The organism is Acidicapsa dinghuensis (assembly GCF_025685685.1).
GTDB classification, from domain to species: Bacteria; Acidobacteriota; Terriglobia; order Terriglobales; family Acidobacteriaceae; genus Acidicapsa; species Acidicapsa dinghuensis.
Genome location: NZ_JAGSYH010000002.1, coordinates 1,044,514 through 1,065,828, shown reverse-complemented (window position 1 = coordinate 1,065,828; position 21,315 = coordinate 1,044,514). Strand labels below are relative to the sequence as shown.

At 57.2% G+C, this 21,315-nt stretch carries 18 protein-coding genes; 4 read left to right on the top strand and 14 right to left on the bottom strand.

Annotated features, from left to right (window positions below):
- Positions 1-78: 78 nt before the first annotated feature.
- The 10 genes from OHL22_RS08090 to OHL22_RS08045 form a co-directional block, all read right to left on the bottom strand.
- Positions 79-1,047: a heme-binding domain-containing protein gene (locus tag OHL22_RS08090; RefSeq protein ID WP_263335243.1), complete on the bottom strand. Its 969-nt coding sequence runs from the start codon at positions 1,045-1,047 to the stop codon at positions 79-81.
- Between the two features lie 264 nt (positions 1,048-1,311).
- On the bottom strand, positions 1,312-2,064 hold the full coding sequence (locus OHL22_RS08085) for an FkbM family methyltransferase (RefSeq protein WP_263335241.1): 753 nt from the start codon (positions 2,062-2,064) through the stop codon (positions 1,312-1,314).
- 628 nt (positions 2,065-2,692) lie between these two features.
- Positions 2,693-4,198 carry an anti-phage dCTP deaminase gene (locus OHL22_RS08080; protein WP_263335239.1) on the bottom strand — a complete coding sequence of 502 codons (1,506 nt, stop codon included), beginning with the start codon at positions 4,196-4,198 and terminating at the stop codon, positions 2,693-2,695.
- Between the two features lie 159 nt (positions 4,199-4,357).
- Positions 4,358-6,598, bottom strand: a complete 2,241-nt coding sequence (locus OHL22_RS08075) for a transferrin receptor-like dimerization domain-containing protein (RefSeq protein WP_263335237.1) — start codon at positions 6,596-6,598, stop codon at positions 4,358-4,360.
- A 591-nt stretch (positions 6,599-7,189) separates the two neighbouring features.
- Positions 7,190-9,388: an alpha-galactosidase D gene (locus tag OHL22_RS08070; protein ID WP_263335235.1), complete on the bottom strand. Its 2,199-nt coding sequence runs from the start codon at positions 9,386-9,388 to the stop codon at positions 7,190-7,192.
- Positions 9,389-9,695: 307 nt separating this feature from the next.
- The gene (locus OHL22_RS08065) at positions 9,696-10,406 is read right to left on the bottom strand and encodes an MgtC/SapB family protein (protein WP_263335233.1); all 711 of its coding nucleotides are present in this window, start codon (positions 10,404-10,406) and stop codon (positions 9,696-9,698) included.
- Between the two features lie 93 nt (positions 10,407-10,499).
- The gene (locus tag OHL22_RS08060) at positions 10,500-10,919 is read right to left on the bottom strand and encodes a type II toxin-antitoxin system VapC family toxin (RefSeq protein ID WP_263335231.1); all 420 of its coding nucleotides are present in this window, start codon (positions 10,917-10,919) and stop codon (positions 10,500-10,502) included.
- Positions 10,916-11,173 (bottom strand): type II toxin-antitoxin system prevent-host-death family antitoxin, encoded by a 258-nt coding sequence (locus OHL22_RS08055; RefSeq protein WP_263335229.1) that lies wholly within the window; start codon positions 11,171-11,173, stop codon positions 10,916-10,918. The genes OHL22_RS08060 and OHL22_RS08055 overlap by 4 nt, the downstream gene beginning before the upstream one ends.
- Positions 11,174-11,213: 40 nt before the next feature.
- On the bottom strand, positions 11,214-12,890 hold the full coding sequence (locus tag OHL22_RS08050) for an alpha,alpha-trehalase (protein WP_263335227.1): 1,677 nt from the start codon (positions 12,888-12,890) through the stop codon (positions 11,214-11,216).
- A 313-nt stretch (positions 12,891-13,203) separates the two neighbouring features.
- Positions 13,204-13,986, bottom strand: coding sequence for a DeoR/GlpR family DNA-binding transcription regulator (locus tag OHL22_RS08045; protein ID WP_263335225.1), 783 nt, complete (start codon positions 13,984-13,986; stop codon positions 13,204-13,206).
- A 171-nt stretch (positions 13,987-14,157) separates the two neighbouring features.
- Between OHL22_RS08045 and OHL22_RS08040 the strand changes: the two genes are divergently transcribed.
- The 3 genes from OHL22_RS08040 to OHL22_RS08030 all read left to right on the top strand — a co-directional run bounded on the left by OHL22_RS08040 (position 14,158) and on the right by OHL22_RS08030 (position 16,053).
- Positions 14,158-15,297 carry an SIS domain-containing protein gene (locus OHL22_RS08040; RefSeq protein ID WP_263335223.1) on the top strand — a complete coding sequence of 380 codons (1,140 nt, stop codon included), beginning with the start codon at positions 14,158-14,160 and terminating at the stop codon, positions 15,295-15,297.
- A gap of 64 nt (positions 15,298-15,361) precedes the next feature.
- On the top strand, positions 15,362-15,631 hold the full coding sequence (locus tag OHL22_RS08035; RefSeq protein WP_263335221.1) for a prevent-host-death protein: 270 nt from the start codon (positions 15,362-15,364) through the stop codon (positions 15,629-15,631).
- A complete protein-coding gene (locus tag OHL22_RS08030) occupies positions 15,628-16,053 on the top strand; it encodes a PIN domain-containing protein (RefSeq protein ID WP_263335219.1) in 426 nt (141 codons plus the stop codon). The genes OHL22_RS08035 and OHL22_RS08030 overlap by 4 nt, the downstream gene beginning before the upstream one ends.
- A gap of 76 nt (positions 16,054-16,129) precedes the next feature.
- Here the strand turns inward: OHL22_RS08030 and OHL22_RS08025 are convergent, their stop codons facing one another.
- The 3 genes from OHL22_RS08025 to OHL22_RS08015 all read right to left on the bottom strand — a co-directional run bounded on the left by OHL22_RS08025 (position 16,130) and on the right by OHL22_RS08015 (position 17,972).
- A complete protein-coding gene (locus tag OHL22_RS08025) occupies positions 16,130-16,684 on the bottom strand; it encodes a YceI family protein (protein WP_263335216.1) in 555 nt (184 codons plus the stop codon).
- Between the two features lie 80 nt (positions 16,685-16,764).
- A complete protein-coding gene (locus OHL22_RS08020; RefSeq protein ID WP_263335214.1) occupies positions 16,765-17,475 on the bottom strand; it encodes a pirin family protein in 711 nt (236 codons plus the stop codon).
- Between the two features lie 2 nt (positions 17,476-17,477).
- Positions 17,478-17,972 (bottom strand): MarR family winged helix-turn-helix transcriptional regulator, encoded by a 495-nt coding sequence (locus OHL22_RS08015; protein ID WP_263335212.1) that lies wholly within the window; start codon positions 17,970-17,972, stop codon positions 17,478-17,480.
- A gap of 186 nt (positions 17,973-18,158) precedes the next feature.
- On the opposite strand from OHL22_RS08015, the gene OHL22_RS08010 reads away from it, so the two are divergent.
- Complete coding sequence (locus OHL22_RS08010) at positions 18,159-19,286, top strand: hypothetical protein (RefSeq protein WP_263335209.1); 1,128 nt, start codon at positions 18,159-18,161, stop codon at positions 19,284-19,286.
- Between the two features lie 168 nt (positions 19,287-19,454).
- On the opposite strand, the gene OHL22_RS08005 is transcribed toward OHL22_RS08010, so the two are convergent.
- Positions 19,455-21,239 (bottom strand): sugar porter family MFS transporter, encoded by a 1,785-nt coding sequence (locus OHL22_RS08005; RefSeq protein WP_263335206.1) that lies wholly within the window; start codon positions 21,237-21,239, stop codon positions 19,455-19,457.
- Positions 21,240-21,315 lie beyond the last annotated feature (76 nt).

Below are 21,315 nucleotides of genomic sequence, written 5' to 3'. Positions count from 1 at the left end.
CCGCTGCAACAATCCAACTGGTTCTACTTTTCATCTGGCTCTTTATCTCGCGCTTCATCTCTACACTCCACACTTGCTCTACTTCTCCAGCGGCATCGTGTATACAAAGTCATTGCCTTTTACGGGCGCGTGGCAATTCGTGCATTCCTCGACGAAGTGCGCATCTTTTCCGTAGGGCTTCAGATCCATTCCGCGCCATCGACCCCAGCCCCAGCCATCGGTCTTCGCATACCGGCTGGCGTCTTTTGCCATGAATTCCACCTGAATGAACTTACCCGGCTTCAGCCCACCGTTGTCGTCAGGAGCAGCCTGCCACGCGACCTTCGCAAACGCTGCTCCATCGGGCCATGGGTTGATCTTCTTCTCAGCGATCGCCTTTACTGCGATCTCGTTGCCGAGGATCATGCGCAGCGTGTGGTTATCGCCGCGATCCGTTGCCGATATTGTCTTCCAAGTCTCCCATCCCGCAGGATAGGCGAACCCATTCAACTCGGGAAGAATCGTCTGTATCGACATCTTTCCTGACGCCGGCTGCGGAGCATCATTGACGAGACGCACTGTGTTTTCTGGAGCAGGCGCCTGCGTCGCGTTGGGTGTTGGTGCGGCGCTGACGGAGTCCGTTTCTGCAAAGGGAGCGAGATATTTCTCGAGCACTGCCAACTGTTCGGGTGTGACTGCTGTGCCCGGATGCATTGCCTGATACTGCGGCAGCGGCATCGCGCCCAGCCGGATCATGTTCACGGCCTCGAAGAGCGCGCCTCGTTGCTGTGCGGCAGGCAGTTTTGCAATCTCGGAGAAGTTTAAATGCCGGCGCGCTTCTTTCACGTCATGCGCGACGAGCCAGTACCCCGGCGCAACCTGGTCAAACCACTTCAGCCGGGTCTCGTTGGAGTGGCAGTCGTAGCATGAATTCTTCAGGATTGACTGCACCTCGGGTGGCGCTTGCAGCTCTGCCGTCACCGGCGGATTTCCGATCCGCGGCCGCACCAACTGCATTGCAATCCCTATCACGGCAACTATGCCAATCCACTTCCATACAGCCCGCATTCCATCTCCTTGCTGCAACGATACACATGTGTGTAAGCACTTATAGGAGCATTTTCAAAAACGCGGGGTATCGTCTTTATTCTTACGTTTCTCTTGCAGTTCGAGGGCTTTTTCCACACGCTATCCAAAGCTGAAGGCGATTGCGGACAGACAACAAAGGCGAGGCCACTTGATCCAGTGGACAGACGGTGAGAGCTCAGGAGTGATTCGCGCGCGATGAATATCAAGCCGTTTGAGGCGGCCTCTACATGCGCGAATCAGGACTCAGTGTTGCGTTTCGAGCCGATTGAACAGCACGTCAAACTCAGGGGAAATCTGGGTGTTGCGCAAGGTATTTACCGGGTGGAATCCGATAGGAACGAACCCGCAGGAGGCGTAGAACTCCAGCGCAGTGGGCATGGAGGTCATGCCGTCGTAGAGCTGAACTGCCGGTAGTTCACTTTGAAGGCCGAGGATGTGATTGAGTACGCCGGTGGCTCCCTTGACGACGCTGACATCATGGCCTTGCGTGTCGATCTTCATGAAGATGCGAGGAGACTGGATTCCCTGAATGAGTTCCATGAGAACTGAATCCAGCCTGCGGAGTTGGATTGTGGTTTGGTGATGATCCGCGGGATCGAGCGCGTAAGCTGCCTCGGCGTCCGTACGCAGATGCAACAAAGAGTTGAAATCGCCGCGGCTGAAGGTATTGATCTGCGCTTCACGGTTTTCATCACTCAATCCAAAGGGCTGGCCGGACCAAAGAGGATCGTGGTGCATTCTCGCGTGCAGCTTGTCATAGGAGTCGGGAACGGGCTCGAAGCTTATGATGTGCCCTTTGTATCCTGATTCGCGCAGGAGCGTTGCATAGTTGCCGATAAACGCACCGACATCCAGCACGACATTGATTTCCATTTTTGTGAGCAGTTCACGCAACTGGCGCGCGTAACTTCCCGGCGGTGGATAGAAGTCCACGGCGATGCCCATTTTTTGAGCGTAGAGCTTGATTCCTTCGCGAGCGGTCTTCTGCAAGGTCATGGGGAATCTCCTGGTCAGATTGATTTGACGGGGGCCCAGGTCTTATTCAGTCTTCTCGCTCAAGCGGTGAGCAGATCCTGCAGACAGGCTTGGCTGCCGTCCGCAGAAGTGGCCGATGGCTACAGGGGATTGTAGGCCCGAAATCCGTGCCGGGTCGTCCACGGCGATAAATTTTTTCGCGGGAGTTCAATTCAATACAGATGACGGGCTGGTTTGAGGAAATGCCCTGTAGGCGTGATTGCCGGGGAGGAGGAAGCGGTCTGGGATGGTTTCTGTGGCAGGCAGAGGAAAGCTAAAAGGTCACCGAAATGACCAAAGTCATGCGCTCGGCTATGAGCCGCCAGATCTCAAAGACAAATTCGGTTGCATCTTGCAAATCTTGCACCGAATAAGCCTGCGCAATCTAATCCTCCGAGTTGTCGCAATGCGCAGGATGTACCGGCTCATGATTCATGTTGGAATCACTCTCGGCACATCGCCTTTCTTCGGCATTATCTGTATCGGACGTCGTATCAAGATTACGGACCTGCCGCACAATGGATTCAACGTGCGACCAGAACTGTCGCCCATTATCTGTGCTCTTGTTTTTTACGACGTTCATAAAATCCTCCAGTGTTGCCCGCGATTCTTACTCTTCTGGCTCGAACATGTCCAGTTGTTTCGGAATTGAAGACAGTACCTCTATTGCCATTCTCTCTCGTTCCATGTAGGTATATGGCGAAAGTGGAATTCGCGGCCACGACTTCACCGTTTGGATATTGAACTTCTTCCCGTTCTCTTTTCGTTCGAGCTCATGACCGGTGCTTTGGTTCAAAGAAAAGAGATCAAAATATCGACGCGGACCAATCCCTACAAAATGCGTAAAAGGCAGTTTTCTTTTGGGTCCTCGTGCGCTCTTTTCAGCTTTCTCCTCCACTACGATAGCATCTTCATGGAGTTCCTGAGCCTTACTCTTTGCATAAGGTTCAATGTAAATAACGCGCTCGATTCCTGCTGCGATGATGTGTCGAGCACAATTGTGGCAAGGAAATGTTGTTGTGTATAAAAGAGCACCTTGGGGACTGACTCCCGATCTTGCACAGGTAAGGAGTGCATCCATTTCGGCATGTACAGCTCGTCCGTATTCTGTGATGTCCAAGACTTCACGGAAGCTCTTTCGAAGAGCCACCGCAAGAGATTCCTCTAAATTTTCAGGGAGCTTCGAAATCAACTGATCGATGATCTGTGCCTTTCTTTTGTCATTTGTATCTTCGCCGAGGACGTGATCACGATTATCATCTTGCCCTGGCCAGTAAAGGCCTCCGCCAGGTTTCGGAACGTCATTGCATCCAACCGCAAGCACATCGCCTGTTTTTGATGTGATTACCGCGCCTACTTGTCGCCCGAGTTGTCCCGAACGCAATGAAGAGGCATAGGCTAGAAACATAGCCTGTTCGTGTTGTGTAGGTGTCTGGTACGGATCAGAAAAAATGAGCGAAAAAAACCGAGAGAGTTCAGCTCTATATGCCTGATTTTTCAGTTGTACAAATACGTCTGCTAATTGAAATGTTTTGCTTGTTTTTTGGCCATCATCATCTGCGAGTTCATCTTCATCACGTTTGATCAACTCTCTCGCAGATATCTTTGGCGCATTGCCATCGATTAAATACTCCAGCCGTTCAGTTTCGGTAGCGAATACGCCAATAACAAAAAAACCTGCAGCATACACCTTCCGAAGAGTCGAGACTTCCTCGGGCCTCTTTAAGGAAAATATAAGATGGGCAGTTCTCTCAAGAGGTTTTTGATCAGCTGCGTTGCTGCCACGTTTTTTATTGATCTCTACTATTGAAGCAAGCGCCCAAATATCACGGTGGCCGGATGTTCTGCAGAGACTATTTCCAGCGTCCATCAGCGTAGAAACTCTGCCGACCTCAGATTTGTCATCCAGATCCAAGCGCGAGAGATTGCCTATAAGATCGCTGACGCGTATTACATTTGGCTTATAGTGATACTGCTTGAGTATCTCGATGATAAATTCTTGGACTGGTCTATAGTTTGTTCCGACCGCATAAGTAAATCCAATCACCAATTCAGATTCACAAAACTCAAACGGCTCGATTGGGCCGACAACTTGAACAGGTTTGATAGGTGCCATGACTCACAAGAATAAGCTGGAGATAGTTTTCCGTCCAGAAGAATGAGAACAGTGGATCTAGATGGAAAAGTAAAAAATAGCCGGGCATAGATTCGGCTTGTGCCCGGCCATGAGTTCTTTGTGAGTTTGTTTCAAAAGGTCGAGCTAGATACTGTTCTTCTATTCGCTGGGTTTGGCGGGCAGGAGCTTGGTGGCTTGTTTTAGCAGGTCTACCTCGTGCTCCAGGGCTTCGGAGACGTGGTTGATCTGCTCGTTGGCTTCGGACCATTGCTTCTGCTCGATGGCTTCGCGGACGCCGGGGATGGTTTTGACGCCATAGCCGGTGTAGAAACCGGGGGCGTAGAGCAGGTGCTCGAACCACGGGCGGTTGGGAAGGCCGCGGCTATCGGTGAGCAGGCGCTCGCTGCGCATGAGGTCTTCATTGAGTTTGGGGTCGGGGTTGGCTGCGGCGGCTGCGCTGTAGGCCTTGTCGTAGGCTTGCGCGGCTTCGGTCAGGTCGTCGGAGGCCTGCTCGAGCGGGGCGAAGTTGAGGTAGGGTGGGATGGTTTCCGTGGGCGGTGGGACTAGGGTCTTCTTGGGGTCTTTGAGTGCATCGTAGACGCCTTCGGAGATTTCCTTGTCGCGCTCTTTGGCTTTATCGCGCTCTTCTGTGTCGAGCTCCTTGAGCTGCGTCAGGTACATGTGGACGGTGTCGGCGAGGTCGGTGAACTGGAAGGGAAGGACGTCGGCGTCAGCCATGCGCAGGATCATGGTGCCGGCGGTCTGCGCGAGGGCGCGGCCGTAGCTGAAGTCGGTATCGGAGTAGTGGGTGTACCAGTAGAAATCATCGTAGATGGAGTGGTACTGGCCGCCGGTGTCTTCGCCGCCGTAGCCGAGGTTGACGCTGGCTACGCCGAGGTGGTCGATGAAGACGGTGTAGTCGGAGCCGGAGCCGAGGGCCGGAATGCGCATGTCGGCGCGGCTGCGAATCTCGGCGCGGTCTTTGGGAGTGGCGCGGGAGATATCGACGAGACGGGCGCGCTTCCAGACGGACATGCCGGTTTCGGGGTCCTTGATGTCTTTGGCGACGTCGTTGACGAAGTTCTCAAGGGTATGGGAGCCCTCGGCGCCGAAGTAGCCGCGTCCGTTGCCGTCGGTGTTGAAGTAGGCGACGGCGTGCTGCTTCAGCTCATCGGCGTGATACTCAGCCCACTCGGTTGAGCCGAGGAGCGCGGGCTCTTCGCCATCCCAGAAGCAGTAGATGATGGTGCGGGAGGGTTTCCAGCCCTGCTTGACGAGTTCGCCGAGAGAGCGTGCTTCTTCGAGCTCAGGGCTGGCTCCGGAGATTGGGTCTTCCGCGCCGTTGACCCAGCCGTCATGATGGTTGCCGCGGATGACCCACTGATCGGGATATTTGCTGCCGGGGATTTTGGCGACGACATCGTAGAGGGTCTTGCGGTCCCAGTTGAAGGCGAGGGCTAGATGCGCCTTCACGATGCTGGGGCCGGAGTGATAGGTGAGTGGCAGGCTGCCGCGCCAGGGAATGGGCACGGTCTGTCCCTTGAGCGACTCGAGAAATGGCGTCGCGTCGGCGTAGGAGATGGGCAGGACGGGGATCTTGGTGATGGTCTTTACTTCGTCGAGCGGGATGAGCTTCACACCCGGCTTCGCTCCAACGCCGGGGGTCTGCGGATCGCCGGGATAGACCGGCATATCCATGACGGAGCCCCGCTGGACGCCCTCAGGCGGACGCGTAGGACCGGCAGGGTAGGTGTCGCCCTGGGAGTAGCCGTCGTCATGCGGGTCGGAGTAGATGATGCAGCCGACTGCGCCGTGTTCGGCGGCGACCTTAGGCTTGATGCCGCGCCAGCTTGCGCCGTAGCGGGCGATTACGATGGCTCCCTTGACGGAAACGCCCATCTGATCGAGGACTTCGTAGTCTTCGGGGCGGCCGTAGTTGACGTAGACGAGCGGGGCGGTGACGTCGCCGTCGTGCGAGAAGGCGTTGTAGGTGGGTAGTTGTTCGGAGGTCTGATTGGAGGTGGGGTCTTCGGGGATTACCGGTTCCTGGAGAGTGGCTTTGAAGGGCTTGGGGCCTTCGAGCTCAAGCAGGCGTGACTTGGGAGTGGGGAAGAGTGTGGTGAACTCTTCGATGTTGGCGTCGAGACCGTAGGATTTGAGCTGGGCGAGGAGCCACTCGGCGTTGTCCTTGTCATAGGGCGAGCCGACGTGGTGCGGGCGTGCGCTGAGGCGGCGCATGTTTTCGCGCAGACGGTCGCGGTCGGGAATCTCGCGGAATTTCTGTTCCCACTGGACTTCGGTGGCGGAGGTTTCGGCGGTGTATCCGCGCAGGGGACGGCCTGTGTCGGCGGCCTGGGCGGTGAGTGCAAAGAGAGATACAGCAGCTACAAACAAGCGCATGCGGGACGGACCTCGAATAGAAAGTGGACCTGCACGAAGCAGGTCTGGTTGGGTCAGGCGATGTTGTCGTTTGCTGAACTGGGATTTGAATATGCCGCAGTCGTACACGCGGGACGGCGTACTGCGGAGTGCCTCAAATTTCTATTGAGAATTAACAGTAACACCGCAAACCGGGAATTGAACTATGGATTTGGGTCCGCCCACCTGTCAAGAGCGAGGCCGGGGCAAAAAGAGAGCCCTGGGCTGGGATGCCCAGGGTCTCGATTGCTGGCTAAGATCACAAACTCGCCTCAGGGGCTGAAGCCCCGATGATGGCATCTTCTCTGTGCCGGGGATCTATCCCCGGCCTACCTTTCCTCGGCCTAGCTTTTGATTCTCGGTCTAGCTTTTGATTCTCGGGCCTAGCTTTTGAACAGTTTGTTGGTATCGTTGGCCCTGGGCAAGATGCCCAGGGCCAACGATTGCGGGCAAAGTCCAAAGAGAGTGAAATCCATCCTTCAGGGGCTGAAGCCCGGCTGACTTTGTTCGTTTTTGTGGCGCGGTTGAAACCGTGCCCTTTCAAAACAATGCGTTACATCGATCAGGAACAACTTAGTGCGTGCCGTACCAGGGCGCTACGACGATGCGATCGAGATCGGGCGCGTAGTTGCTGGGGTTGCTGAATTGGATCGTGTTTACCCCGGCCTTTAGCTGGGCCTGGATTACCGTTGGAGCGGGATCGCTGAAGGTGTTGCTGTTCAGATCGAGCTCTATTGGTGTTGCGCCGTTGATGGAAACGAAGAAGGAGCGCTCGCCGCTGGTCTGGTAGTCGATCTCAAGCTGATATGTTCCATCGCTTGGCACTGTGACGTTTGTGAAGGTCACGGTATTGCCTGCGCCGCCGCCGATGTTTCCGGCTTTTGCGAGGCCAGAGGAGTAGTTGCTGAATCCGCCGGTGACTGACCCGGCGAGAGTTGCGACCTCAGCCTCATAGGTGGTGGAGTCAGGAACAGGGAAATCGCCGTTGCCGTGAATCACGATCTCATCGAGATCCGGCGGATAGCTTACCGGGCTTCCGAATTGAATGGAGTTCATGCCCTTCTCAAGATGGACGGGCACCGTGGTGCTTGCGGGAACAAGGAAGCTGCCGCCGCTGCAGTTGAGCGTCTGATAGGGTCCTCCGTTGACGCTGAAGAGATACGAGCGGAGGCCGATGGTCATCGAGTCGACTTCCATCAGGTATTCACCTGCGCGCGGTGCGTATACGGCGTTGAATGTCGCCGTGTTCTGCGTGCCCAGACCAAGATTGCCGACCTTCTCTCCTCCTGCGCAGAGTGGGCAATCGGCAATTGAAGCATTGCCGCCGAGGATGGCCGATGCTGCCTCATACGCGGTTGAAGGTGATGCCTCCGGGCTGCCTACGCCTGTTACCTTGAGCAGTCGCGAGGCATGCGATCCGAGCAGCGTCGAAAAGCCTCCGGGCATTGGCCCAAGATCGCTGTGCGTCCAGAGGTCACGCACGCTTACGGCATTGCGGAAGCCAAGCAGCGACCACGGTATCTGCGCATGCGTCACCGCCGCATTCATGTTGAAGATGCCGACGTAGTATTGGCCATGTCCGAGGTTGCTTACCCACACTTCGATGTCGCCATCGAGCACCTGTACGGCGGGATGGCCGGTGCGATCGACAGCCAGCGCTTCGTCATTGCTGAGCAGTTGCGTGCCAAAGCTGTCGATTGCCGTCAGATCGCCGCCGAGCACCAGCGGCGCATTGGCCAGCGACCACAGATTCAGCGCGCTGCGACGTTCTTCATTCGAGAGCCCGTCGGTTGCGTTGGTATTGATGATGTCGAGTGAGTCGAGATCATTCCATCCAACCGTCTCACCTGCTGCGTTTTCCCATCCGGGCAGATCGCGGAAGCGCTCATAGATGCGCGGCCAGTTGGTCAGCGTGTTGCAATCGCCTTCGCACTCCACATCCTGGTCGATGCGCCGTGCGTTGGCGTACTGCTGCCATACGCTGAGATAGTCTTCATCGAGATCCCAGGAGATGGTGAGCCACATCGTGCGGCCGCTTGCTGCAATCGCTTTGGACCACGCGGCTACGTCGAGGCGATTATCGATCGACGTGCCATAGCTGTCAGAGCCTGGCGTTACGCCATCGAGCTTGATGTAATCGATACCCCACGAAGCGAACAGGGCGACAACGGAGTTCGTGTACTCCTGTGCGCCGGGCTTGGTGTAATCGATCTTGTAGTGATAGGGCGAGGTGCCGGAGCCGCCAAAGGCATTTCCTGCGGTGTATGGAACTGTGAGGATGTCCTGAATGTGATACTGCGTGCCGAGAATCGGCGAGTTAGCCGCGACCGCTGGATACTCGACGCCGGGAATCCAATAGATGCCGGCTTTCTGTCCGTTCTGGTGAATGTGAGCGACGAGCGCCTGGATATTGGGGAAGGTAGTCGTATTGGGAATCGGCCTGCCGTTTGCGTCGAAGCTGCCCTGCCAGCCGGAATCGATGTTGATGTACTGGAAGCCATGCGCTTCCAGTCCCGAGGCCTTTAGCGCATCCGACTGCGCAGTCATGTTGGCCTGCGTAAGAAAGTTCGAGGTGATGGTTTGCTCGCTGAAGGTGCTCCAGCCAGAGTATGGGCGATAGCCCGTGGAGTTGGCCTGTGCCTGTGTGCCGGGAGCGCACGCCACGAGCAGGGCAAGCGTGAAGAGCAGGGTCAGCAGATGCTGGCTGCGTTGCGAAGGTTCGGATAGGGGGTGGGAGAGTTGCGAGGACGAGCGAACGAGCCGGTTCGTCATAGGGCGGGGTCTCCTTGGCTTGCGGTGGGTTGCCGGTAATTTTGTTAACGTTTACTTTTTCGCTCAATAAGCGAGCAATCGAAAGGTATTGACCCCGGAAAACCATTGTCAAGGTAACTTGCGATATAGAGTTGGTGTGATCGCAAACTAATTCAGCAGCGAGGCCAGATGCGGGCGAGGCATAACTTGATTCGTATTTTTTCAATGAAATTAATAGCGTCTTTACGCGGGAAAAACGCGCGAGTTAGGCGTTTCAGTAAATTGTTTTAGCAAAAAAAACTTACTCTACATCGGCAGATACACGCAGCTATTCTTTCCACAAGAACTCGCGCACCCCGGTCATGCTTCGCAGTTGTTCGAGCGCGTGCGGCATGCCCGCCGCCTGGCGGCCCTTGGCCTTCCATTTAAGCTCGCACCGCAGCATATCGAGCCGTTTGGCTGGCTCATAGCGTACCGAGACGCCGTGAATGTCGCAGTGCAAGGCCTGGATCAGCTTCAGTATTTCCCGTTCCAATTCCTGTCCCTGGAAATAATCATCTGCAAAGCGCAAAGTCAGTGTGCCGCGATGCGCGCGAGGCACGAAGTCCTCTACATGCCGCATGACGCCAAGCACAATCAAAGCGAGGATGGTTGCGGCGGAGCCGAGCCAGAGTTGACCGCCTCCAAACAGCAGACCAAGCATCGTCGAGTACCAGAGCGTGGCCGCCGTCGTTACTCCGACAGCATCGTTTTTGCGCTTGATGATGGCGCCCGCGCCGATGAATCCGATGCCACTTAGAATGCCAAGCGGCAGACGCATCAGATCCATCACGTTGAAGGAGTCGTATACCTTGCCGCGCAGCGGCAGCAGCAGATTCACCTGCAACATCGCTAGTGTGGCCGTCAGCGTTACCAGCATCACGGTGCGCATGCCTGCGGGACGGCCATGCTCGTCGCGGTTGTAACCGATGACCAGACCGGCCAGACTTGCGAGGATGAGACGCAGAGCAATCTGCTGCCAGGTGATGCCGACAGTCATGGCGGTTCCTCCTAACTCTCGAAGAATTAGGATGCAAACTGCCACTGACCTATGCTGTTTTGCTCGGCGCTGCCGCGGAGCATGAGTCTCTGCTCACGACTCCCAGGGATTGGAGAGCATTGCGCCCGTGGCAAGAAAGTCGTCCGTATTGCGAGTGAGGATATGCAGCCCGTGTTGCATGGCCGTAGCGGCGATCAGCCCATCCAGTGCGGGAATGATTTTTCCTCGCGCCTCGGCATGCGCGGCAATTTCTCCCCACAACTCTGCAGTGTCTTCGTCCACAGCGAGAATCCGGCCCGAATAGTGCTGTCTGAGGGCAAGCAGCCATGTAGTAAGCTCCGATCGGCGCTTCCCTGGCGGCAACCGAAGCACGCCCTTCGTAAGCTCTCCAACGGTGATCGCGCTGATATAGAGATCCTCGTCTTCGAGAGCGTCCACGGCCGTCCGCACCTGGGAACTGCCGCCTTTTCGATTTAGCTCAGAGAGGACGCAGGTATCCAGGAGTGCCCTCATTCGCCTTTGTCGCCTTCCATGTTCACGTCGCGCATCGGGCTGCGGTCTCTGGAGAGATCCAGGCCGGAAAGGTCAGGCCCGTGCAGCAGGAAATGCTTGAATCCGGGTCTGTTGCCAGTCAACCGCTCATACTCGGCGTCAGCCAATACCACAACAGCATCGTTTCGCCGCTTGACGCGCTGCGGTCCCTCGCTGAGCGCCCGCGAAACGAGCTCACTGAATCGATTCTTGGCGTCGGCAAGTTGCCATTCCATCTTCACTCTCCATAATCTAGCCAATCTAGCTAATTTTAGCTCAATTTCCTCCGATGAGTTCTTTCATCTTCAGATAAACGGAGTTGGTCCAGCCGAAGCCTACTTCGTTCGACTTGTAGCCGATGGCAACCTGCACCTTCTCGCCTGCGCCCTCCATGTTGTACTTCTCGCGAATCGTGCCATCCGTGGCCAGCCCGCGATCCACGGTTGCGGTGAATTCTGTCGAGATCCGCTTGGCATCGTCGTGGAACTGGTAGGTGTCCAGTCCTGAAACAGCAATCCAGTTCGTCGGCGCCCAGCCGTAGGGATCGTCCCATTGGAGGCCGGTGTTGGTCGCACTCATCATCAGGCCACCCTTGCGCTCGATCAGGCCAAGCGTGGACTCCATTTTCCCGGCCTCCTCGCGTGTCGCTACGCCTGCCCACAGCGGATACAGCGAAGAGATGTACACGTAGCTCGAAGCGCGTCCGCGCGTGAAGTCGAAGTCACCAAAGGCGCCTGCTTTGGGCTGCCATAGAAAACGGTGCATATCGATGTCGCGCCGCTTGGCCCGCATCTCCCACTGATGTGCGTCGTTGGCCTTGCCGAGCAGATGCGCGAAGTGCGCCATGTCGCGCTCATAGCGGAAGAGCAGGCTGTTGAGGCACACCGGTGCATAGTGATGCGTCGCGCCTGAAAACGCCTCGAAGCGAAAGCTGGGGTCGAAGCCCGACTCGCGCATAGCGCGGTCGCCTTTGTAGAAATCACGCGTCAGCCGGTAGCCATCCGCATAGGCGCGCAGGCACACTTTTGATTTCGTCACATCGCAGCTTGTCTTCTTTAGCCGCGCCGCTTCTGCCTCGTCGGGACTGTCAGAACCTTTGAGCAGGAAGCCAGGATTCTCCTTTGGATGAGCGACCAGCCAGCGAATTACATCGGCATAGTAGGTCGAGTCGTCTTCCATCTCCGGCACCGGCCCCTCGCCGTAGTCGTAGTACCGCGCCAGTCCTGTGGTTCCGGCGTGGTGCTCGGGGCGCATCCAGGTCTGGTAGTCCTTTGACGCCATGGCATAGGCGTGTGCAAGCCATGCGTCCGCCTCCGCGCGATTTGCAAAGCTGGCTGGGTCTTCGTATACCGAGCGGATCATTGAGGTAAGAAACGGTGGCTGCGACCGGGTGAGATAGTAGGTGCGGTTGGCGTTGAGCACGCCGCCGTAATGATCGATCTCGAAGAAGAAGTTCTCCACCATGTCCCTGGCCAACGCTTCGTGATGATCGGCGATCAGCCCAAGCACAATGAAGTAGCTGTCCCATCCATACATCTCGTTGAATCGGCCGCCGGGCACCACATAGGGTTTGGGCAGATACAGGAGTCCTGGCGCGCCTGCGTCTTCCGGCATGAGGTCGCCGATCTTCTCGATTGCGCGTGGCAACGATGCAATGCGCACGCCGCATTTCTCCGTCAGGGCTTTTATCTCTGCCGGGGCGGTCATGCCTGCGGGCAGATACAGTACCGGATGCGTGGTCACCTTCACATCGACAAGTGAGTGGCAGTCGGTCATCGAGCGTGTCAGCACATCCCATGTCTTGTGAATGTAATCGAGGGTTGTCGCAGGATCGGGAGTTGCGGCGGTTGTGGTCGAGGCCGATGGCTGCTGCGCGATGCTCCCCAATGGCAACAGCGTCAATGTGCACGAGGCAGCTACGCGTAGGAGTACGCGCAGCGGGCCTTGCGTCATGATTCTCATAGTGCCAACGAGTCTAAAGCATCGAGGCTTGGGGAGAATTCAGAACAATCGTTCGTGCCTTTTCACACAAAGCTTGCGATCCGTCACCACATTGAGGATGATAATCCGGCGGATTCCGAATGGTTTAGGGAGGCTTTGATTACGTTGTTCTGTGAAGATACCGCATCCCTCAGGGGCTAAAGCCCTGCTGAACTTGCGGTATTTGTGGCACAGCTAAAGCCGTGCCCTTTCAAAACGCGAACTTAATCAGAGCTTCCCTAGACAAGATCTGTTCCTTGCCGGATTTGCTCAAAGACAGATCTCGTTAGACGCGGGTGACTTCGATGCCGAGGTCGCGGTAGGGAATGAGCTGGGCGTCGGTGGCACTGGTGTCGGTGATGATGTGGTGAATCTCGTTGAGGGTGCAGATGAAGGCGGGGCTGACGCGGCCCAGCTTGCTTGAATCGGCAACTAAGATGACACGTTTGGACTGCTTGAGCATCTTACGGAAGACGAGTGCTTCGTCGGCTTCGAGGGTGGTGCAGCCGCGCGCGGGATCGAGGCCGGTGACGCTGAAGAAGACCTTGTCGAGATAGACGTCGTTGAGATAGTTGAGTGCCGCGTTACCGGTGAGAGAGAAGGACCAGGCCCACGGGACAGCTCCGCCGGTGAGGAAGGTGCGGATGCCGGGCTGGTTGCAGAGCTCCATGCCGATGTTGATGGCGTTGGTGACGACCTGGATGTGCTCGCGATGGCGCAGGCTGCGGCCGATGTGGGTGGTGGTGGTTCCGGCGGTGAGGCCGATGGTTTCGTTGGCCAGAACGAGCTCAGCGGCGGCAAGACCTATGCGGCGCTTTTCACTGGCGAAGCGCTCTTCGCGAGCCTGAAAGGAGCGGTCGTAACGGAAGGGCTCGTAGAGAAGCGGTTCGACAAGCGTGGCGCCGCCGTGGGTGCGGCGGATGAGGCCGCGGCCCTCAAGCTGGGTAAGGTCGCGGCGGATGGAAGGAGCCGAGGAGCCAACTTCAGCGAGGATCTCTTCTATGCTGGCGGTGCCGGAGCGGAGCAGGAATTTCATGATCTGCTCCGAGCGGGAGTTTAGCGTGGACATAGACGTACAAAGTTCCTGCAAATGGGATTCCATTCACTCTATCCCAATGGGTATAGAGGAAACGGTAGAAAATCGAAGCATGTTTTGATTGAATACCTCTAAAATGATCAATGCAACGAAAAATTTATCAATTTGGGCCCGAAATCGTAAAAGATGGACCGGGGGTGAGATTTGGAACGCGAGTTTCAGCATGCGATGCTGCGGGAGATTTTTGAGCAGCCGGAGGCCATCCGGCGGACGCTGGCGCTGTACTCAAGCGAAACGGCGGACGGGTATGAGCTGAATGCGGAGTATTTTCCGCCGCTGGCTGCGTGGGGCAATCCGCATGGCGAGGTGTTGATTACGGCGAGCGGATCGAGCCGGCATAGCGGGTTGTTTGGCGAGATTCTGCTGGAAGACGAGTGCGGGCTGGCGGTGGATGTGGAGTATGCCAGTGAATACAGTCTGCGGGGCGGCAAGGATCTGCGCAGCCCGAGCGTGATTGTGCTATCGCAGTCGGGCGAGACGACGGATACGCTGGCGGCGCTGCGCGAGGCACGGGAACGCGGGCACAAGACGCTGGCGATTACAAATGTCGAGGAATCGACGATGGCGCGGGAGGCAGACGTCTCGATGCCGCTGGCTGCGGGGCGGGAAAAGGCTATTCCGGCGACGAAGAGTTTTACCTGCCAGCTTACGGTGCTGGCAGTGTTGGGGCTGTATGAGTCGGTGGCGCTGAACCGGATGAACGTGGCTGAGGGCGGATTAGCGCAGCGGCTGCGCGAGCTGTGGGCGGTGCCGGACGCGATCGAGGCGCAACTGGACGGATGGGCCGAGCAGATGCAGGGGCTGGCGGTGAAGTATCGCGAGGCGAAGACGTTCCTGTATCTGGGGCGCGGGATTCACTACGCGATGGCGCGCGAGGGTGCGCTGAAGCTGAAGGAGTCCTCGTACATTCACGCGGAGGGGTATCCGACGGGCGAGCTGAAGCATGGGCCGAATGCGCTGGTGAGCGAGAGTGTGCCGCTGGTGGTGATTGCGACGGTGGATCATGCGCTGGAGGGCTCAGTGCTGCGGTATGAGAAGACGCTGCAGTTGCTGGCGGATATGAAGGCACAGGGAGCGCGGGTGATTGCGCTGGCGAATCGTGGAGATGAAGTGGTGCCGGGGCTGGTTTCAGATTGCGTGTATGTGGACCCTGCGCCGGAGCATCTGCTGCCGATTTCAGAGGTGGTGCCGCTGCAGATGTTCTCGTACTACATGGCGCTGGAGCATGGTGTGGATGTGGATCATCCGCGAAATTTGAATAAGGCTGTGATTGAGCGGGTGTAGCGCATTAAGAATATCTTAGAAATCCTGACAGGTGTACACTTATGTGTACGCACAGGAGATTTCAATGCCTGCAATCAAGGTTGGCGTGAGGGAGTTTCGGGAGCAAATGGCGCGGTATCTGGAGTCGGAAACGCCGGTCGCGGTAACGCGGCGTGGCGAGACTTTGGGAGTGTACGTGCCGACCCCGCATAAGGGTGCGAAGACGGCTGATCTTAATGAGCTGAAGGCCGCGGCCGACCGGATTGCGCGGGCGCTTTCCGGCGAGGATGAAGAAGAGGTCATCGCAGATTTCAAGCGCTGGCGCAGGCTGCGAAAGACCCCCACGGCGAAATGATCGTTCTGGATGCCAATATTCTCATCCGGGCGATTCTGGGCAGGCGCGTTCGGCAGATACTTGAGGACTATAGTGCTGCCGGTGTGCGCTTCTATGCGCCAGATCTGGCTTTCGAAGAAGCTGCCGAATATCTGCCGGTTCTTCTGAACAAGAAAGGGATTTCGGGTACCGATGGTGCGAGTTCCATTGCTTACCTCGAAGCATTCGTACGAAAAATTGATGTGGATGCGTATAAACCATTTGAAGGCGATGCTCGACTAAGGCTACGGCGCCGCGATGAAGACGACTGGCCGATTCTCGCTTCCGCACTTGCTCTCAACTGTCCTATCTGGACCGAGGATATGGATTTTTTCGGAAGCGGTATCGCCGTGTGGACGACGAATCGTGTAGAGCTATTCCTGAAGACGCAAAGCAAAGCCTGACGATCTCAACAGGTTTGGGCGAGGATAGACCTCGCCCTTTCTCTTTGCACTCATTCGGGTATGGGACTGGGCTGTTTTACGCTTTGATGAACTGGGCGTCGATGGTGATCTGGACGGTTTCGCCGACGAGGATGCCGCCTGCTTCGAGGGTGGCGTTCCAGTTGAGGCCAAAGTCTTTGCGGTTGATCTTGGTGGTGGCGGAGAGGCCGATGCGGGTATTGCCCCACGGATCGACGGCAGGCGCGCTTGGGCCTTCGACGGCGAAAGTCACTTCTTTGGTTACGCCGTGCAGAGTGAGGTTGCCGGTCACGGAGTACTCTTCGTCGCCGGACTTCTCAACCGTGGTGGACTGGAAGGTCATGGTGGGGTACTTCTCCACTTCGAAGAAGTCGGCGCTCTTGAGATGGCCGTCACGCTGTGCATCGCCGGTGTTGACGGTACTGACGTCGATGGATGCGTCGATGCTCGAGAGCGAGGCGTCTACGGTGTGTTCGGTGAGGGTGCCGCTGAGGCCGCTGAAGCTGCCTTTTACGTTGGAGATCATCATGTGCTTGACCTTGAACTCGGCATGCGAGTGGGCAGGGTCGATTTTCCAACTGATGGTAGGGGCGGATACGGATGTGGTGGCCATGGGTGTGTCTCCTTGGATGCGGTTGATTCTGGTTGGGTCTGGGCTGGGCCGCATGGGAGCGCGGCCCGAGAGCGCAGAGGTTATGCGAGGTCGAAAAGTAGGATTTCAGCCGGCTCGCTTTCGATGCCGGATTTTGCGATTTGAAGCCGGTTCTCGTTGGAGACGGCTGCGGCGTCGCCAGTCTTGAGCGAGGCGCCGTTGACGACGATATTGCCTTTGATGACATGCAGCCAGGCGTGGCGGTTCTCGCCGAGAGCATAGTCGAGCGGTGTTCCGTTGGTGATTTCAGAGACGTAAACTTTCGCGTCCTGATTGATGGTGGCGATGCCATTGCCGCCTTCGCGGCTGGCGATGAGTTTCATGCGGTCGCGTTTTTCGGCAGGATCGAACTTGAACTGCTCGTAGCTCGATGGGGTGCCGAATGTGGCCGGCTCGATCCAGATCTGGAAGAAGTGGACCGGGGTGGTCGGGGATGGGTTGTACTCGCTGTGTCTGATGCCGGTACCTGCGGACATGCGCTGGATCTCGTTGGGTCCGAGGACTTCTTCGTGGCCCATGCTGTCTTTGTGCGCGAGGCTGCCGGAGAGTACGTAGCTGAGGATCTCCATATCGCGGTGGGGGTGGGATCCGAAGCCCTGGCCCGGTGCGACGCGGTCTTCATTGATGACGCGAAGGCTGCGGAAACCCATGTGTTTGGGGTCATAGTAGTTGGCGAAGGAAAAGCTGTGATGGGAATCGAGCCAGCCATGATCGGCGTGGCCGCGTTCTTCACTTTTGCGTACGGTAATCAATTTCAATCTCCTGTGGCGGCTTGTGCGGTTTCCCGCTCTGCCTTTGCCTCGGCTGCCGCGAGGCCGAGTTTCCTGGTGAGGCGGTAGAGTTGCTCTTTCTCTGTATTGGAAAGAACGGACATGATGGATTCGAGGTCGCTGGCGTGTTGTGCGAATGCCTTTTCGATGAGCGTGCGGCCTGCATCGGTGAGCTCAAGCACGCGGGCACGGCGGTCGGTGGATGTCGTACGGCGCACGATCAGCCCTTTGCGCTCGACGCGGTCAACAGCCGCTGTCATGGAGCCGGTGGCGAGCAGCGCCTTTTTCTGGATTTCGGTGATGGTCAGCGGGCCTTTATGGAGCAAGGCTTCGAGGACCATGAAGTCGGTGAGGACCAGGCCGGTGCCCGAGATACTGCACTCGGCTGCCTGCCGGAGTGCGTGATGGCAGCGCGACAGGACGATCCATAGATGGGGGGGCCACAAGTGGGGGGGCGTGATTTCGGTTTGTTTGGCCATCGCGCTTTCCTTCAACATCTCCGCCGGTTTGGCGGGCAGTTACATATGAGATAAATATCCTTATATAAGGATTCTTTTTGTAAGGATATTTATTGCGTGAGACGTAAGTCGTTTGAATCTGAGAATGTGGTATGCTTGCGGCTTTCCAGACAACAGGTGTTTTGCGTTGTATCCGGGGAGGTTGCGATGCTGCTGGTCAGTTTTCATGGGGGTGCGGGCGGGATTGGAAATGTGTATGCCTATGACACGTCGAGCGCTCCGCCGACGTTGAATTCGAAGAAGGCGCTGCAGGGCGTGACGCTCACGAATCCTGAGCTGCGGGGATTGGTGTCTGCCAATTCAATGCTGTATGTAGTGAACGGAGCGAAGGGGGCGAGCAACATTGTCTGCTTTACGCTGCCGGGGAAGACGGACCAGAAATATCACTTCGGATATGTGGGTGAGTTTCTTGGGCCGTCGCTTGATGCGAAGGGCAAATTTCAGAACGCGATTGGGCATCCGTATGCGCTGCTGTTTGCGGCGTCGCAGGATGGATCTGGCACGAACTGCTATGTAGCCAACCAGGATACGAATGTGGTGGCGCAGGCTGCAGTGTCGGGCAAAGGGAAATCGGCAAAGATTGCGAAGGGTTGGGTTTCGGCGTATCTGAAAGGGTTGACGGGGATTTGCCCGAAAAACGGATGCGTGTTTCTGGATGGGACGTTTGCTGCTTCGCAGAATGGGGCTTTGCCGGATGTAGCGACGGCAGCGACGAATGTTCCCGAGGCGAATGGCGGACTCGCGGTGGAATTTGCGAAAGCGACTGGAACGGATGCGGATGTGACGGGGAAATCGAAGCCGAAGGTGCAGAACTCGGTGCGTGATCTTGCGGTGTCGAACGGAGTGCTGCTGGTGTGCGATGAGCCGGCTAAGGTGATCCGGATATATTCGCTGGCGGATGGGACGTACCAGGGCGCGAGCAAGGCGTTGGCGGCGGGTCCGACGCATCTGGCGATTTTTAATGGCGGACTGTTTGTGAGCGCGGGTGATCAGCTTTACTGGAGTGCGCTGGCGAACCCAGTGACGCCCGGGGGATTGGTATTCGCGAGCGTGTTAACCGCCCCAGCGGGATTCAAGGTGGGGGGCGTGACGTTTGATGAGAAGACGAACACGGCCTATGTGGCGTTTCAACAAGGCACAGGGACGACAGGAACCGGGTCGATCTATAGCTATGGATTGGGAACTAAGGCGGTCTTGCCTCCGGTGTTTGGCGCGGGGACGGTGGTGGCTAGCGGGTTTGCGGATACGCCTGAGTTCTTGTTGTTTGTCGATTAAGAATTGGGGTGTTAAGGCTGGCTTTGATTTTGGTGCAGGGGACGATTGAGGGTTGTCATCCTTCGCTGCGCTCAGAATGGCAAATTTTTGTGGAGGATTGAAGAGAAGTTGCAGCGAATTGCGACTGCTGGTGTAAGGCAAGGCTGAAGCCTTGCCTTACCTTTCTGGTTAGGCTTTGGCTTTGCCGGCGAAGTGGGCTTCGATTTCTTCGAGGGTTTTGCCTTTGGTTTCGGGCAGGAACAAGGCGGCTGCCAGGAAATAGATGAGAGCGAAAGCGGCGAAGAGGAAGAACATGCGCGAGTAGCCGTAGCGGCTGACAAAGGGCAGGAAGACGGCTGCGAGCGCCGTGGAGACCGACTGGTTGAGAACCAGCGCGATGCTCATGCCGTTTGAGCGGATGCGGGTGGGCATCAGCTCAGAGAGAGCTATCCAGACGACGACGCCGGGGCCCATGGCATAAAAGGCGATAAAGGCATAGAGACCGATGGCGACGAGCCATCCGTGGCTGGCGTCAGGGACGCGAGCGAGTGGCGCTTTGGTGATGCGCAGCGGTGCGGTGCGGGCTGCCTCAAGATTGGCGAAGGGATTTTTAAAAAAAGACTCGACGGCGCTGGACGGTACGCAGTCTTCGCGTGAGATGTGCAGGGGTGCGGCCGCTGTGTCGTCGGAGCGGACGAAGCTGGTAGAGCATGGGTAGTCGCCATAGGCGTAGATGATGCCGAGGGAGGCGCGTGACGCATCGATGTCGTGGCCGGTGTAGCCGGAGGTGGCGAGGAGCTTTGCGGCGGAGTCTGAGTCGAACTTATACGTCAGCTCCTGGGTTGGCGTGATCTGCGATTGCAGCAGACTTGCGGTATCGATGTTGTACTTCTCGGTGGTGAGGAAGAGGCTGCCGACGGAGATCATCGACAGAACGATGCCGGCGGTGCCGAGGGTGAGGAGGAAGCGGCGTCCTTTGCGGTCGACGAGCAGCATGCCGATCATGGTCATGCTGAAATTGGTGGCGGTGAGGATGACATATCCCCAATGCGCGGCGAGATCGCTGAGACCGCTCTGCAGCAGCGTGGCGGTACAGTAGCCGACGACGGAATTGATGCCAGTGGCGGTGTTGCAGGAGAGGATAACGCAGGTGAGGATGAAGGGGATGACGTACTTGCGGCTGAAGAGCGAGTCCTTTGGCTTGTCGCCCGAGCCGGGAGCGACGCGGGCGGTCTCTTCCATCTCGCGCAGCTCAGAGGTGGCCTGTTCGGTAGTACGCGAACGCAGGAGCGCCTGATACGCCGCGTCCTTTTTACCGCGACGGAAGAGCCAGCGCGGCGATTCGGTGACCATGAGGCCGCCGAGGACGAAGAGGATGCCAGGGGGCAGCGAAAGCCAGAAGATGCGACGCCATGCCTGGTCTTTGAAGTGGAAGATGGTGGTTGCATCGGAGCTGGCGGTGACAGCTTGCACGCGGTAGCTGTAGTACATGCCGACGAGCGCGGCGGCTACGATGCCAAGGGTGAGGAACCACTGGAAGATGGCAGTTCCCTTTCCGCGCGTGGAGGCGGAGAGGCATTCGGCGAGGTAAAGGGGGACTACGATGCCGATGAATCCGGCGCTGACGCCTTGCAGCAGGCGGCCGAGAAATAGCGCTTCATAGCTCTGCGAGAGCGCGATGACGGGGATGCTGACGATGAAACAGAGGCCGCAGAGAATCATGAATGGCTTGCGGCCGATGAAGTCTGCGATGATGCCTGCGAAGAGAGTAGAGAAGACGCTGCCCAGCAATACCGCGGCGACGATGGCGGAGAGCTGGCCGGGTGTGAGGTGCGAGGTCGCGTTGAGGTACGGCAGCGCGCCGCCAATGATGCCTACGTCCACGCCGTAGAGCAGACCGCCGAGTCCGGCGACGAGTTGCAGGAAGAGATTGTAGCGGCGGAGGGCGGAAGGTGTGGTTGCGTTCGAAGTCATATCAGGTAAGGGCTGCGCAGGATCAGCATACAATGAGCGTATTGAATTGAAACGATCATTTTTGTGAATGGGAGAT